Source organism: Allochromatium humboldtianum (assembly GCF_013385175.1).
GTDB lineage: Bacteria > Pseudomonadota > Gammaproteobacteria > Chromatiales > Chromatiaceae > Thermochromatium > Thermochromatium humboldtianum.
Genome location: NZ_JABZEO010000001.1, coordinates 156,136 through 169,661 on the forward strand (window position 1 = coordinate 156,136; position 13,526 = coordinate 169,661).

General features: G+C 63.2%; 14 protein-coding genes. 10 read left to right on the forward strand and 4 right to left on the reverse strand.

The features are described from left to right. Window positions 1–1,839: a carbamoyltransferase family protein gene (locus HW932_RS00735; RefSeq protein WP_222932172.1), complete on the reverse strand. Its 1,839-nt coding sequence runs from the start codon at window positions 1,837–1,839 to the stop codon at window positions 1–3. A 274-nt stretch (window positions 1,840–2,113) separates the two neighbouring features. Between HW932_RS00735 and HW932_RS00740 the strand changes: the two genes are divergently transcribed. The 4 genes from HW932_RS00740 (at window position 2,114) to trhP (ending at window position 7,495) form a co-directional block, all read left to right on the forward strand. Beyond that, window positions 2,114–3,262 carry a ChaN family lipoprotein gene (locus HW932_RS00740; protein ID WP_176974589.1) on the forward strand — a complete coding sequence of 383 codons (1,149 nt, stop codon included), beginning with the start codon at window positions 2,114–2,116 and terminating at the stop codon, window positions 3,260–3,262. 80 nt (window positions 3,263–3,342) lie between these two features. Next, entirely contained in the window at window positions 3,343–4,317 is a 975-nt protein-coding gene (locus HW932_RS00745) for a hypothetical protein (protein ID WP_176974590.1), read from the forward strand. A 332-nt stretch (window positions 4,318–4,649) separates the two neighbouring features. After that, window positions 4,650–6,092: a hypothetical protein gene (locus HW932_RS00750; protein WP_176974591.1), complete on the forward strand. Its 1,443-nt coding sequence runs from the start codon at window positions 4,650–4,652 to the stop codon at window positions 6,090–6,092. 71 nt (window positions 6,093–6,163) lie between these two features. Continuing rightward, window positions 6,164–7,495 carry a prephenate-dependent tRNA uridine(34) hydroxylase TrhP gene (gene trhP / locus HW932_RS00755; RefSeq protein WP_176974592.1) on the forward strand — a complete coding sequence of 444 codons (1,332 nt, stop codon included), beginning with the start codon at window positions 6,164–6,166 and terminating at the stop codon, window positions 7,493–7,495. On the opposite strand, the gene HW932_RS00760 is transcribed toward trhP, so the two are convergent. Continuing rightward, window positions 7,492–7,926 carry a YcgN family cysteine cluster protein gene (locus HW932_RS00760; protein ID WP_176974593.1) on the reverse strand — a complete coding sequence of 145 codons (435 nt, stop codon included), beginning with the start codon at window positions 7,924–7,926 and terminating at the stop codon, window positions 7,492–7,494. The genes trhP and HW932_RS00760 overlap by 4 nt on opposite strands. Window positions 7,927–8,093: 167 nt before the next feature. On the opposite strand from HW932_RS00760, the gene HW932_RS00765 reads away from it, so the two are divergent. From HW932_RS00765 to HW932_RS00790, 6 genes are all read left to right on the forward strand, one after another. Next, window positions 8,094–8,624: a methylated-DNA--[protein]-cysteine S-methyltransferase gene (locus HW932_RS00765; protein WP_176974594.1), complete on the forward strand. Its 531-nt coding sequence runs from the start codon at window positions 8,094–8,096 to the stop codon at window positions 8,622–8,624. 7 nt (window positions 8,625–8,631) lie between these two features. After that, window positions 8,632–9,525, forward strand: coding sequence for a site-specific tyrosine recombinase XerD (gene xerD, locus HW932_RS00770; protein WP_176974595.1), 894 nt, complete (start codon window positions 8,632–8,634; stop codon window positions 9,523–9,525). 111 nt (window positions 9,526–9,636) lie between these two features. Continuing rightward, entirely contained in the window at window positions 9,637–10,119 is a 483-nt protein-coding gene (locus HW932_RS00775) for a YajQ family cyclic di-GMP-binding protein (RefSeq protein ID WP_176974596.1), read from the forward strand. 13 nt (window positions 10,120–10,132) lie between these two features. Continuing rightward, window positions 10,133–10,867 (forward strand): DsbC family protein, encoded by a 735-nt coding sequence (locus HW932_RS00780; protein ID WP_176974597.1) that lies wholly within the window; start codon window positions 10,133–10,135, stop codon window positions 10,865–10,867. Window positions 10,868–10,894: 27 nt separating this feature from the next. Beyond that, window positions 10,895–11,677, forward strand: coding sequence for a PP2C family protein-serine/threonine phosphatase (locus HW932_RS00785; RefSeq protein WP_176974598.1), 783 nt, complete (start codon window positions 10,895–10,897; stop codon window positions 11,675–11,677). 15 nt (window positions 11,678–11,692) lie between these two features. After that, window positions 11,693–12,466 carry a queuosine precursor transporter gene (locus tag HW932_RS00790; RefSeq protein ID WP_176974599.1) on the forward strand — a complete coding sequence of 258 codons (774 nt, stop codon included), beginning with the start codon at window positions 11,693–11,695 and terminating at the stop codon, window positions 12,464–12,466. A 158-nt stretch (window positions 12,467–12,624) separates the two neighbouring features. On the opposite strand, the gene HW932_RS00795 is transcribed toward HW932_RS00790, so the two are convergent. Further along, window positions 12,625–12,837, reverse strand: coding sequence for a hypothetical protein (locus tag HW932_RS00795; RefSeq protein WP_176974600.1), 213 nt, complete (start codon window positions 12,835–12,837; stop codon window positions 12,625–12,627). Then, window positions 12,834–13,412, reverse strand: coding sequence for an ATPase (locus HW932_RS00800; protein ID WP_176974601.1), 579 nt, complete (start codon window positions 13,410–13,412; stop codon window positions 12,834–12,836). Before HW932_RS00800 ends, HW932_RS00795 begins: the two co-directional genes overlap by 4 nt. Window positions 13,413–13,526 lie beyond the last annotated feature (114 nt).

Sequence of the window (13,526 nt, forward strand, 5' to 3'; positions counted from 1 at the left end):
TCAGTCCAGCTCGAATTGGCTGAGCCAGGCTTGGTCGCGCGCCGCCGGTCTCTGCTCATGCTTCGCCAGAACGTGGTTGCCCAAGACCAGATAGTCCATCTCGGTCTGCATGAAACAGCGGAAGGCATCTTCCGGGGTGCAGACGATGGGTTCGCCGCGAACGTTGAAAGAGGTGTTGATCAGCATGGGGCAACCCGTGCGCTCAGCAAAGGTCTCGATGAGCCGGTGAAAGCGTGGATTGGTCTCTCGATGCACGGTCTGGATGCGCGCCGAATGATCCACATGGGTGACGGCCGGTATCTGCGAGCGCTGGACCCTGAGCTTGTCGAGGCCGAAGAGTGAGGCGCCCTCGGCTTCCGTGTCGAGACGCCGGGACGGTTGCACGGCCGCCGTGATCAGCATGTAGGGGCTTGGCCCCGAATGCTCGAAGTAGTCCGACACCCGCTCGGCGAGCACGGCCGGCGCGAAGGGGCGGAACGACTCGCGATACTTGATCTTGAGGTTCATCACCGACTGCATGCGCGGACTGCGCGGGTCGCCCAGGATGGAGCGTGCACCGAGCGCCCGCGGTCCGAACTCCATCGCCCCCTGGAACCAGCCGATGACTTTTTCTTCCGCCAGCAGTTCGGCCACGCGCATCATCAGGGTTTCGTCGTCGAGACGCTGGTTCGGAATGGACGAGGCGTCGAGAAAGGCGGCGATCTCGTCGTCCGCGAACTCAGGCCCCAGATAGGCCCCATGCATGGCGTCGCCCGCTGCCGGGATGCGCGGACGGTCGAGGTACTGGTGCCAGACCGAGAGCGCCGCGCCCAGGGCGGCGCCGGCATCGCCGGCCGCCGGCTGGGTCCAGATGGACTCGAAGGGGCCTTCGCGCAGCAGACGTCCGTTGGCGACGCAGTTGAGCGCGACGCCCCCCGCGAGACAGAGATGCTCGACACCGAGTTCCTGATGGACCGTGCGACCGAGTCGGAGGACGACCTCCTCCGTCACGGCCTGGATCGAGGCGGCCAGATCCATCTCGCGCTGGGTGATCTCGGCCTCGGGTTGGCGTCGCGGACCGCCGAACAGCCGCTCGAAGCGCCGGTTGGTCATGGTCAGCCCTTGGGCATAGTCGAAATAGCGCATGTCCAGACGGAAGGTGCCGTCCTCCTTGAGGTCGAGCAGCCGCTCCAGGATGAGATCCTTGAAGATCGGTTCTCCATAGGGCGCGAGTCCCATGAGCTTGTACTCGCCCGAGTTGACCTTGAAGCCGGTGAAATAGGTGAAGGCCGAATAGAGGAGTCCGAGCGAGTGAGGGAAGCGGATCTCCCATTTGGGCTCCAGCCGGTTGCCTTCGCCCAGCCAGACCGAGGTCGTGGCCCATTCGCCGACGCCGTCCATGCAGAGCACGGCGGCGCGCTCGAAGGGACTCGGAAAGAAGGCCGAGGCGGCATGAGACTGATGGTGCTGGGCAAATAGCAGCGGGGGCCGCTGCTGCTCGGAGAGCGTGCCGATGGCGGCAAGCTCCTGCCTCAGTAGACGCTTCAGATCCAGTTTCTCGTTCAGCCAGACCGGCATCGACGTGAGAAAGGAGCGCAGACCGCCCGGTGCATAGGCGAGATAGGTCTCGAGAAGCCGCTCGAACTTGAGGAGCGGCTTGTCGTAGAAAACGACATGGTCGATGTCGTCGAGGCCGACACCGCCCTTCTCCAGGCAGAACCGGATCGCCGCGGCCGGAAATCCGGCATCGTGCTTCTTGCGCGAAAAGCGCTCCTCCTGGGCGGCGGCCAGGATCCGGCCGTCACGAACTAGACAGGCGGCGCTATCGTGATAGAAGGCAGAGATTCCCAGGATATCCATGATCGATCCATATGTAGCGGGGCGTTTCGCGCCCTGATCCATCAGGGTGCGAGCGAACCAGCATCGAAAAAGGGCTGATTATCCGCCAAAAAGTTTTATTTATTCAACAGACTATTGCAATCTTGCAATCTGCCGGCAAGTCGATGGTTGCTGAACAGGCTGGTGTTCAGTGGGTTTTGAGGATGAAAACAGGGCACGCCGGCGCTTGAAGGCGGTCGTGAACTGAGCCGATCATAACGGACGCGGTTTGGCGTCCAAGACGACGGGGTAGCGCATGTTGCATCGAATCCATGACAGACTGACGTTGGCGTTCATCCTCACGATGGCAGGCAACCTGACCCTGGCCGGGGAATCGCCCATGTCGTCGCTCCAGGGCAACCCGACACGGGTGCTGGAGAGCGCGCATCTGACCGACATGGACGCGCTGATCGAGCGCCTGGCCGACAAGCGCGTGATCTTCGTCGGCGAGCAGCACGACCGCTACGCCGATCATCTCAACCAAGCGGCCATCATCGAAGGTCTGCTGGCGCGTGGTCGCTCGGTGGCCATCGGGATGGAGATGTTCCAGCAGCCCTATCAGCCGGCGCTCGACGCCTATGTCGCCGGTGAGATCGACGAGGCCGAGCTACTTCGCCGCACCCAGTATTTCGACCGCTGGCGCTTCGACTACCGGCTCTATCGTCCCATCCTGCGCTTGGCACGCGCACATCGGATTCCGGTGATCGCACTCAACCTCGAATCCGAACTCACACGTCAGGTCGGCGATGGCGGGGTCGCGAGCCTGAGCGAAGCCGATCGCGCGCGCCTGCCCGAGATCGACCGCTCGGACGCGGACCATCGCGCACGGCTGGAGGCGATCTTCAAGCACCATCCAGCCGAACAGCAGCGTGACTTCGAACACTTCCTGGAGGTCCAACTCCTCTGGGACGAGGGCATGGCCGAACGCGCGGCGCGCTACCTGACCGAGCACCCTGAACGCACGCTGGTCGTGATCAGTGGCGACGGCCACATCGAATACGGTCAGGGTATCCCCAAACGGCTCGCCCGCCGCGTGCCGGTCCCCATGGCCACTCTGCTCGATGGCCAGGGGCGCACACCGGATCCGAGTGCCGCCGACTTCTTCCTCTATCCGGATCCAGTCGAATTGCCGCCTACGGGCAAACTCGGCGTACTGCTCGGCCAGCCGGCGGCAGAAGGCGGGATGACGATCGATGGTTTTGCCGAAGACAGCGGCGCGAAGACGGCCGGTCTGCAGGTCGGCGATCGTCTCGTCCGGGTCGACGGACAGCCAATCGCAAGCTATGCCGACATCCGTCTTGCCCTGCTCGATGCCGAACCGAATGGCAAGGTCGAGGTCGAGGCGATCCGCTCGCGTCGGCTCGGTGGCGACGAGCAACTGACGGTCGAGGTCGAGCTACGTTGAATCGACTGGGGTATACTTCGATGCGCGCTTGGTTCGCGCATGGGTCGTGATATCTTCAAACAGTGCCGTGGGAGTTGACAATGAATAGCGATATCTCCTTGATTCGAATCTCGAGCCTGCTGCTCGTCGTCGCTGGCTCGACGATCGAGCCGGCGGGTGCAGACAGCCTGCTGTTTCCCGTGCTGGTCAGCAATGCTCCTAACGTGACCACGATCGCCTCGGTCGTGGATGGACCCACCGCCGGCGGGGGGGCGACCCATCTGACGTACATCTATCGCTACAAAGACGCTTTCGACTCCTCCGGGGTGGCGAATCGGAATGGAAACTGCTCGACCAGAACCCTGACTCGCTCATCGATCAGTGGTGACGTGGTCAGCTTCGATGTCGCCGGCGCCTTCGAGGGCGGCAATGCCCTGTTCGGAGATGCCAATTTCTATGGCGGGGGCTTCGGACTCGGCGTGACCGGGCCACAGCGTGGTTATCTGCTGGTGACGAACACCAACTCCACGGGCAGCCCCTTGGCGGTGGGTGACAATCTGGATCTGTCCGGTGAGTTCGTCGTCATGGAGATCGCGGGTGGAGCCGCCTGGGGCGGGAAGGCCATCAATGACGTCAATCGGGAAAACTTCGATTTCATCAATGCCAATATCGCCGGCGGTGGCGTCTATTCGGCGCTTCCCTCGAATGGGACGCCTTACCGTCGTTTCACCTTTGCGCCACCCAGCGAATGGTCCACACGCTTCTTCGTGACGCCGATCGGCGCCAACATGGATTCCGCTCAATTGACGGCTCCCGTATCCGTAGCCGATCTCTATGACCGGGATGGTCAGTCCCGACCCTTTACCTCCATCGTTTTGAGCGTGACCTGTACTGCAGCCGTCGACCTGCGGGATCTGGTCGACAGCAGTACCTGGGCAGCGGTCGAGAATACCGGTGGCTGGGCCTCTTTCGGGGCGAACGATGCCGTCATCTACAAGCTCGAATATTCCTCTGATCCACAATACAACGGAACGGTCAACAATGGGTTCCTGCTCAGTGACTCTGCGCTTCCATAGTTGACAGGGGGTTCTCGTTCTTCGACGGAAAAGAGGGTCTCCCTCTTTTCTGTTTTTTATCGGCGGTTTTTGGTGCTTCAGGGTGCAGCATGAGTGATCGCAATCCTTGCAGGGCAGGCAGATCGATAGCGATTGCGCTTGCATTGAGCTGCTCCGGTGGCGCCCTGGCGGAATCCATGTCTCGTGGCGGTCCCGTGGACGTCGGGGTCGAGCCTCTGCTCGCCGGCGATAGGGCCGCTTACGTCGGCCAGGACGGTCTGTATTCGATCACGAGGGAACTCGCGTCTCCACAGCCGATCGGGCCGCGTCTCGAATCGACGCGAGTTCGCGTGTTGAGTCCCGGATTGCATGACGCCGGCGGGCGCTCGACGGCGGTCTGGCTGGAAAAGCGGCCCGAGGGCAATCGGTTGCTCGCATCCGCTTGCGGCGACGGCAAAGCCTGTTGGGATTCGGTCGAAGCGATGGCTGACAAGATCGGCTCGACCCTGATACGTCTGGAGCCGGTCGGCGACGGGCTCTATGCGATCGATGCGACCCTAGGCAAGAAGCCAGCTTTGTCTTTGACTCGACTTTCTGACTCGGACATATCATCACGTCAGAGCTTGCCGATCCCGAATCTCGATGAATTGGGCGAGATCTCGACACTGTCCCTGGATCGGACGCTGTACATCTTCTTCAATGGTCGCCGGATGGGGCGTGAACTCATCGGGGTGCTCGCATACGACACCCTGTCCGAAAAAGTCTCCTCACTGGAGACTGTGGTCGAAACGCCTTTCACGCCGCTGATCGAGGCGCTGGTCATCGCGAAACGCCCCGCGCTTCTGTTCAAGGCCTATGAGCAAGGCCATTTCTCCCTGAATCTGGCCGTGCGCGAGGGCGATGGCTGGCGCGTCTCGCCGGTCGCCGGGGCCGATGGACTCGATGTCGCCCGTCTCGACTGGCACGTCTGGCCGGACGCCAGACTGCTCGTGGTGTTCAGCGGCGAGCAGCGGGAGAGGACCAAGCAAAGAGTCTATGCCGCGCTCAGCGACGACCTGGGCGCCCACTGGCGAACGCAGCAATTGGACAGCGCTGAATTCGCCAATACCCGAGCCTGGCTTCCGCGTCTGACCGTCGATGGGGAGCGCGTGGCCGTGGTGTGGGAGGATTCGCGTGACATTCGCGCACGTATCCGTATGCAGCTATCCGGGGATCGAGGCGAGCACTGGCTCGCGCGGGACATCCCCCTGTCGGCGCAGAGCGCCTATGCCATGCGTCCCCGGATCGATCATATCGATGGCGAACTCTCGGTGGCCTGGCATCAGTATCGCTCGGACAGTCGGGATCGAGCGGATCTGATCCTGCGGACACTGAGCTGGGACGAAGCCAGGGCGATGGCCAGCCAAGCCGAAGCGACGTCCGCACCAGCCGACAGGACGTCGGAACTGGAGAGCGCCGTGCAGGCGGTCTGGAGGGCGATCACGGCCGGGGATCGAGCGGCTGTCTATGAAGCCTATGATCCGTTCTATCGGGCCAAGGTGGATTTCGAGCGATACCGATCCAGCGTGACTCCTTTGGCGCTCCAGGGATACGCGATCCAGGATCTGGTCGTCCAGGGCAACGAGGCCCAAGTAACCATTCTGGCCGACCTCCCCTCCGTCCCAGCGGACGAACGTTCCAAGGGTTCAGGTGCGCCCCTTCGTTATATGATCCGGGATACCTGGCTCCATATCGACGGACGCTGGTATCGGAAGTTCGTCGACGATCTCTCCGGAGCCAGCGCCATCGCTTATTAGTCTTCGTCGCGTATTGCGGACATGGCCGTTATGACGGCCATCTCGCACCACCCCCACAGGCCAAGCCCAACTTGACTCCGACTCCCCGAAAGACCCCAGAACTCCTGGCCCCGGCCGGCACGCTGCGCAACCTGCGCTATGCGCTCGCTTATGGCGCCGATGCCGTCTATGCCGGTCTGCCGCGCTACAGTCTGCGCGTGCGCAACAACGACTTCGATCTGGCCAATCTGGCCACGGGGATCGCCGAGACGCACCGACAGGGCAAGCGGCTCTATCTGGCGGCCAACCTCATGCCGCACGGAGCCAAGCTCAAGACCTTCATCGACGACATGCAGCCCATCGTCGAGCTGGGGCCGGACGGACTGATCATGGCCGATCCGGGCCTGATCATGCTGGCACGCGAGCAGTGGCCCGAACTGCCGATCCATCTCTCGGTGCAGGCCAACACGGTCAATGCCGCTGCCGTGCGCTTCTGGCAGCGGCAGGGGCTCAAGCGCGTCATCCTCTCGCGTGAACTGTCGCTCTCGGCCATCGCCGAGATCCGTGACGCCTGTCCCGACATGGAACTCGAAGTCTTCGTCCATGGCGCGCTCTGCATCGCCTATTCGGGGCGCTGTCTGCTTTCCGGCTACTTCAATCATCGCGATGCCAACCAGGGGGCCTGTACCAATGCCTGCCGCTGGGAGTACCGGCTGAGCGAGGCCGAAGCCGGGCAGGGGGGCGCACTCGACCAAGTTTACGAACAGGCTGAAACCGAATCGGATCCGGCGCCGCGTCATCCGTCCGCCGAATCGATCTATCTGCTGGAAGAGGCCCAACGCCCCGGCGACTACATGCCGATCTTCGAGGACGAGCACGGCACCTATATCCTCAACTCGCGCGATCTGTGCGCCATCGAGCATGTCGAGCGTCTGGCGGCCATGGGGATCGACTGTCTGAAGATCGAGGGGCGTACCAAATCGCACTACTATGTCGCGCGCGCCACCCAAGCCTATCGCGCGGCCATCGACGACGCGGCCGCCGGACGCCCCTTCCGGCCCGAACTCAAGCACGATCTGGAAGGCCTGGCCAATCGCGGCTATACCGAGGGCTTCTATCGCCGTCATGCCCCGCATGAAACACAAAACTATACCGACGGCGTCTCACGCAACCGGCGCCGGATCTTCGTCGGCGACGTGCGCGACGCCGAGCCGGGCTGGGTCGAGGTCGAGGTCAAGAACCGCTTTGCACTCGGCGATACGCTGGAACTGATGACGCCGAGCGGCAACCATGACTTTCGGTTGGAATGTCTGGAGAACTCGACCGGCGAGCCGCTGGAGGTCGCCCCCGGCTCCGGCTGGCGAGTGCGAATCCCGGTGCCCGATCCCGTTGGCGACAGCGCCTTGCTGACGCGCGCGCTTTAACGAATCCAGTCGATGAGGTTCATCAGCGGATCTTCGCCCGTCTCGGGTCCGATGACACGCCCGAACACACTCTGCCCAGCCTCCAGGACCGAGTCGGGGTCGCCGCTGACGAGCGGATGCCAGCTTGGCAGCGGCTTGCCCTCGGCCAGGAGCCGATAGGCACAGGTCTCCGGCAGCCACTTGGGCCAGGCCAGCACCTGGGGCACGATGGTCACGCAGTCGGGCATGAGCCGGGCGCGGTCGGCATAATGACGACAACGGCAGGTCTTGAGGTCGAGCAGGGCGCAGGCCACGCGCGAGTAGACGATGTTGCCGGTCTCCTCGTCCTCGAACTTTTCCAGACAGCACTTGCCGCAGCCGTCGCAGAGCGACTCCCACTGCTCGGCGGTCAATTCGGTCAGGGGCGTGGTTTCCCAAAAGCGTTCGTTCATCGGGTGAGGACTCGTGTTTGGCTTGGCGGCCATGGATCACGGCCGGTGAGACTGGATCGGGACGCCGATTCTGAGGCCAGGATGTCCGGCCGTCGACCACATTCGATCTCGGGCGTTCGAACCGTTACCGATCGATGATCGACATTGATGCGGAGGAGAACGAGAGTATGTGCCATGACGCTCAGTGCCTGATCGAGACGCCGATCGGCCGATTGGGCCTGCATTGGCGGGGCGATGTCCTGACCGGCATCGATCTGGACCCGCCGCCGACTGCTCACCCGCCACCATCAGGATGTGAGCCGCCACGTCCGCCACAGGCGATCATGGACCAGCTCGATGCCTATTTCCACACCCCTGAAACGCACTTCGATCTACCGCTGGGGCTGACCGGAACGGCGTTTCAGCAACGGGTGTGGGCGCTGTTGCGCACCATTCCCGTTGGCCAGACGCGCACCTATGGCGAGATCGCCCGCGAACTCGGCAGCGCGGCACGCGCCGTCGGACAGGCCTGCCGTGCCAATCCCTGTCCCATCGTGGTGCCCTGTCATCGCGTCGTCGGCCGGCACGGACTGGGCGGCTTCGCCGGAGACCGGACGGGCCGGCGGCTCGCCATCAAGCGCCGACTGCTGGAACACGAGGGCGTTTTACGGTATTCAACGCCGACCGACAGCACGCTCGGGCCGGCACCGGCCCCCTGAAGACAGGATGGACGACCGCACACTGATCGAAGGTTTCGCCGATGCGCTCTGGATGGAACGCGGCCTGAGCCGGAACACGCTCACCGCCTATCAGTCGGACCTGCGCGCCTTCGCCCACTGGCTGAACCAGGAGCGCGGGCGCTCGCTGATCGCCGCCGAGCGCGCCGATCTGCTCGACTATCTGGCCCGACTCGCCCAGCAGGGACGCAACCCGCGCTCCAGCGCGCGTCTGCTCTCCTGTCTGCGCCAGTTCTATCAACATCTGCGTCGGCGCGGTCTGATCGAGGTCGATCCCAGCGCCCGTGTCGAGGCGCCCAAGCTCGGACGCCCGCTACCCAAGAGCCTGAGCGAGGCCGACGTCGAAGCCCTGCTCAACGCCCCGGACACCGAAGACGCACGCGGCCATCGCGACCGCACCATGCTGGAAGTGCTCTATGCCAGCGGTCTGCGCGTCAGCGAACTGGTCAATCTCACCCCGAGCCAGGTCAGTCTGACCCAGGGCGTGGTGCGCATCCTCGGCAAGGGCGGCAAGGAGCGTCTGGTGCCGCTCGGCGAGGACGCCTGCGACTGGCTGCGCGACTATGCACGCGGTCCACGGCTGGACATCCTCGGCGGCCGGGTCAGCGACTTCCTGTTTCCGACCAGCCGCAGCGACTGCATGACGCGCCAGGCCTTCTGGCAGCTCATCAAGCGCTATGCCATCCAGGCCGGGATCGCCAAACCACTCTCCCCGCACACTCTGCGCCACGCCTTCGCCACCCACCTTCTCAATCACGGCGCCGATCTGCGCGTCGTACAGATGTTGCTCGGTCACAGCGACCTCTCGACCACACAGATCTACACCCATGTGGCACGCGAGCGACTCAAACGGCTCCATGCGCGTCATCATCCGCGTGGTTGAAAGCTGGAGGCGACACACGGCCCTCAATCCCAGACGCCAGAACTCCGCCGAATGGGTTAAGATTCAGACCATTCATCACTCGACACCGTCCTACCGAGAGCCTTACCCGTCATGCCTTCATTCGACGTCGTCTCCGAGATCGATCTGCAAGAGGTGCGCAACGCGGTCGATCAGTCCAACCGCGAGATCGGCACCCGCTTCGATTTCAAGGGCGTCAAAGCCAGTTTCGAGCTGAGCGACGACAAGATCCTGCTCACCGGCGAGCAGGAGTTCCACCTCCAGCAGATGATGGATATCCTGCGCCAAAAGCTGGTCAAACGCGGAATCGACCTGGCGAGTCTCGACCCCGGCGAACCTGTGACCAACCTGAGCAGCGCGCGTCAGGAGGTCAAGCTCAAGCAGGGCGTCGACTCCGACACCGCCAAGACCCTGGTCAAGGCCATCAAGGCGAGCAAGGTCAAGGTGCAGGCCCAGATCCAGGGCGATCAGCTCCGCGTCACCGGCAAGAAGCGCGACGATCTCCAGGAGGTCATCGCGCTCCTGCGTGGCGGTGACTGGGGGCTGCCGTTACAGTTCAACAATTTCCGCGACTAAGGTTTCGACACCCATGAACAGACCGACCCAACGCCTCCTGATCGCCGCCGCGCTGGTGCTCTCCAGCGGCTTGGCGCTCGCCTCGCCCGAGCAGAAGATCCGTGCAGCGCTCAAGGAGATCGCGCCCGATCTCAAAGTCACCAACATCCAGGCCTCGCCGATCAAGGGGCTCTACGAGGTCATGGCCGGCACCGATCTGATGTACATCACCGCCGATGGCCGTCATTTCATCAGCGGTCACATCGTCGATCTCAAGACGCGCGAGGATCTCACCGAGCCGCGTCTGTCCGAGGCGCGCAAGCGGCTGATCGACGGTATCGGCGAGAACGAAATGGTCGTCTTCGGCGACAAGGACGCTGAACACACCATCACCGTCTTCACTGACATCGAGTGCGGTTACTGCCGCAAGCTGCACAGCCAGATCGCCGACTACGAGAAGGAAGGCATCCGGGTGCGTTACCTGTTCTTCCCGCGTGCCGGCAAGGGCAGTCCGGCTTACGACGAGGCCGTCTCGGTCTGGTGCGCCGGTGACGATGAGGCTCGTCGCACGGCCATGACCAAGGCGAAGGCCGGTGAGTCGATCGCCTCCAAGACCTGCGACAATCCGGTCGAGGAACACATGGCGCTCGGGGCCGATCTCGGGCTGCGCGGAACCCCGGCGATCATCACCGATAGCGGCGAGATGATTCCCGGCTATGTCGAGCCCAAGCGTCTGGCCGCCCAGCTCAACGGCCAGTCCGGCGGCTGAGCGAGCACCCGGCCCGAGCGCGCCGTGATGGACGCCAAGCCCGTCAGTGCTTTCGAACTGGACTTCGCCTGGCGCACCGATCAGGGACGGGTGCGCCAGCGCAATGAGGACGCGGTGGTCGTGCGTCCCGAGTTCGGTCTGGTCGTGGTCGCCGATGGTGTCGGCGGGGCCACGGCCGGTCATGTCGCCAGCCGTCTGGCGACCGAGACCATCGCCGAGCGCTTCAGCCGGCGCGTCGGCGCCAGCGCCAATGCCGAGAAGGCGCGGCTCTATCTCCAGGCCGCCGTCGAGGAGGCCAACATCACCATCCTGCGCCATGCCAAGGACAACCGCGAATGCTCCGGCATGGGCACGACCGTGGTCGTCGGTGCGGTCGGCCGGGACTGGCTGGCCTTCGCCCATGTCGGCGACTCGCGACTCTACCGACTACGCGGCGAGGAGCTGGTCCAGCTCTCACGTGACCATTCGTTCATCCAGGAGGTCGTCGATCAGGGGTTCTTCAACACGCGCGAGGATGCTCGCCGTTATGGGATCGGCGAGAACATCCTGACCCGCGCCCTGGGGTCGACGCCGAGCGTGGCCGTTTCATCGGATGTGATCGCGATCGACAGCGGCGATCTCTTTCTGTTCTGCACGGATGGGCTGAGCGGTCTGGTTCCGGATGACTGGCTGACGCAGATCCTGAGTTCGATCGGGGACGACCCGCTCGAATCGGCCGCCGATGCGCTGGTGCGGCTGGCCAACGAGCGCGGCGGAAACGACAACATCACGCTCGCCCTGCTGCGCGTCGGGGAGCGTCTGGCGGTCTGAAGCACTGAGATCCGCATGTTCGACCGACCGACCAAGCTGTTCATCGTCCTCGGCGGTTTCTTCGTCTGCAACGCCCTGATCGCCGAGTTCCTGGGGGTGAAGATCTTCGCCCTCGAAACGACCCTGGGACTGGCGCCCCTCGACTGGAATCTGTTCGGTCAGTCCGGTTCACTGAGCTTCACCGCCGGCGTGCTGTTGTGGCCGGTGGTGTTCATCATGACCGACATCATCAACGAGTACTACGGCCGGCGCGGCGTGAAGCTGCTGTCCTATCTGACGGTCGGTCTCATTCTCTACGCTTTCGGTTTCGCCTATCTGTCGATCGGGCTGGCGCCGGCCGACTGGTGGGTCGGCATCCAGTCCGGGCAGGGCGTGCCGGACATGCAGGCGGCCTTCAGCGCTATCTTCGGCCAGGGCATGTGGATCATCGTCGGTTCTGTGGTCGCCTTCCTCATCGGCCAGATCGTCGATGTGATCGTCTTCCATCGCATCCGGCGTCTGACAGGCGGGCACTACATCTGGGCGCGCGCGACCGGCTCGACCCTGATCTCGCAGTTCATCGACAGCTTCGTGGTGCTCTATGTCGCCTTCGTGCTCGGGCCGCAGCAATGGCCGATGGAGCTGTTCCTCGCGGTGGGCACTGTGAACTATGTCTACAAGTTCATTGTCGCCATCGCGCTCACGCCCCTGATCTATCTCGGGCGCGCCCTGATCGATCGCTATCTGGGCGATGAACTCTCCAAAACGATCCGTGAACGCGCGGCGGCGGCTGAAGGGTTGGCCTGCTAGTGGGCCTCCAGTTCGGGGTGCAGGCCGTGGGCGAGTGGAAAAAGGCGAGTCGCGGTGTCCTGCCGAAGCACTTGGGGCAGCGGCCCAGGGTAGCGAACGTGATAACCGCTGGTCGGCAGCGTGGCTTCGATGGCGGTTTAGAAAGCGGCTTCACGGGGTCAGCTCCCGAGTAACCCGATTTCTGTTTCGTGGGTGCTTGCAGCCGACTGCGGTGCGTCTTCACCTAGCACGACCGGTTTGCCACCTTGCCAGATCACAGCGTACTGACCGAGCCGCCGCTTTCTTTCCAGTGCCTTGTCCACGGCTTGGCTGAGTGCACCCAGTAGCCGGCGACCTTCCTCCGATGGCATGGTTTTACGATGAATGTTCATGATTGTGACTCCTTGAGCAGACGCTGAAAATGATCCTCGTGCAGGATGTCTCGGTTTTCTGCTTGCTGTTCGAAGACCAGCATCGGGTGTTCTCCAGCGTTCATGAAACAGGTGCAGCGGTCCACGCGGTGACTGAAGTCGTTGAGTAGGTGGCGCAGGCCGCGTGGAAAGCGCCGTTTGATATCGACCTCTGGAATATCATGTCCGCCGTGGGCCACACGTTCGGCGACTCGCAGCTTCGACATTTCCACGCTGGGTAGGGCCAGGTAGATGATTTCCACCCACCAACCCTCCCGCCGTAAGCGTTCGACCGTGCGTAGATGGGTTTGTCCCGCCAGGGTTGTTTCGAAGGCGAAATCTTTGCGGTCCGTTATGCAGACTTCGATTTCGCGCAGAAAAATCCGGCTGGCGGCCAGCAACTCGCGTTCGGGTGCGAGCGGTGAGAGTCCGGCGGCGATTAGATCGGCGTTGACGAAGCGGGAGCAGCCGGCAACCTGGGGCAGGTAGTCCAGAGCGAAGGTGGTCTTACCCGCGCCATTAGGGCCGGCGACGATCCAACACTTGGGCGTCGTCATGTCCGCATGGCCTCCAGCGGAATATGGCCGTTGACGGAGGCGGTCATGAGGGTGACGCGGTGTTCTTTGACAAAGGATATGGAATCGCAAACCGCTTTCAACCTAACGCCATCC

Excerpts from the sequence above, each read along its gene's own strand:
- HW932_RS00735 (WP_222932172.1), bottom strand. The coding sequence starts at position 1,839 with ATGGATATCCTGGGAATCTCTGCCTTCTATCACGATAGCGCCGCCTGT.
- HW932_RS00740 (WP_176974589.1), top strand. The coding sequence starts at position 2,114 with ATGTTGCATCGAATCCATGACAGACTGACGTTGGCGTTCATCCTCACG.
- HW932_RS00745 (WP_176974590.1), top strand. The coding sequence starts at position 3,343 with ATGAATAGCGATATCTCCTTGATTCGAATCTCGAGCCTGCTGCTCGTC.
- HW932_RS00760 (WP_176974593.1), bottom strand. The coding sequence starts at position 7,926 with ATGAACGAACGCTTTTGGGAAACCACGCCCCTGACCGAATTGACCGCC.
- HW932_RS00765 (WP_176974594.1), top strand. The coding sequence starts at position 8,094 with ATGTGCCATGACGCTCAGTGCCTGATCGAGACGCCGATCGGCCGATTG.
- xerD (WP_176974595.1), top strand. The coding sequence starts at position 8,632 with ATGGACGACCGCACACTGATCGAAGGTTTCGCCGATGCGCTCTGGATG.
- HW932_RS00775 (WP_176974596.1), top strand. The coding sequence starts at position 9,637 with ATGCCTTCATTCGACGTCGTCTCCGAGATCGATCTGCAAGAGGTGCGC.
- HW932_RS00780 (WP_176974597.1), top strand. The coding sequence starts at position 10,133 with ATGAACAGACCGACCCAACGCCTCCTGATCGCCGCCGCGCTGGTGCTC.
- HW932_RS00785 (WP_176974598.1), top strand. The coding sequence starts at position 10,895 with ATGGACGCCAAGCCCGTCAGTGCTTTCGAACTGGACTTCGCCTGGCGC.
- HW932_RS00790 (WP_176974599.1), top strand. The coding sequence starts at position 11,693 with ATGTTCGACCGACCGACCAAGCTGTTCATCGTCCTCGGCGGTTTCTTC.
- HW932_RS00795 (WP_176974600.1), bottom strand. The coding sequence starts at position 12,837 with ATGAACATTCATCGTAAAACCATGCCATCGGAGGAAGGTCGCCGGCTA.
- HW932_RS00800 (WP_176974601.1), bottom strand. The coding sequence starts at position 13,412 with ATGACGACGCCCAAGTGTTGGATCGTCGCCGGCCCTAATGGCGCGGGT.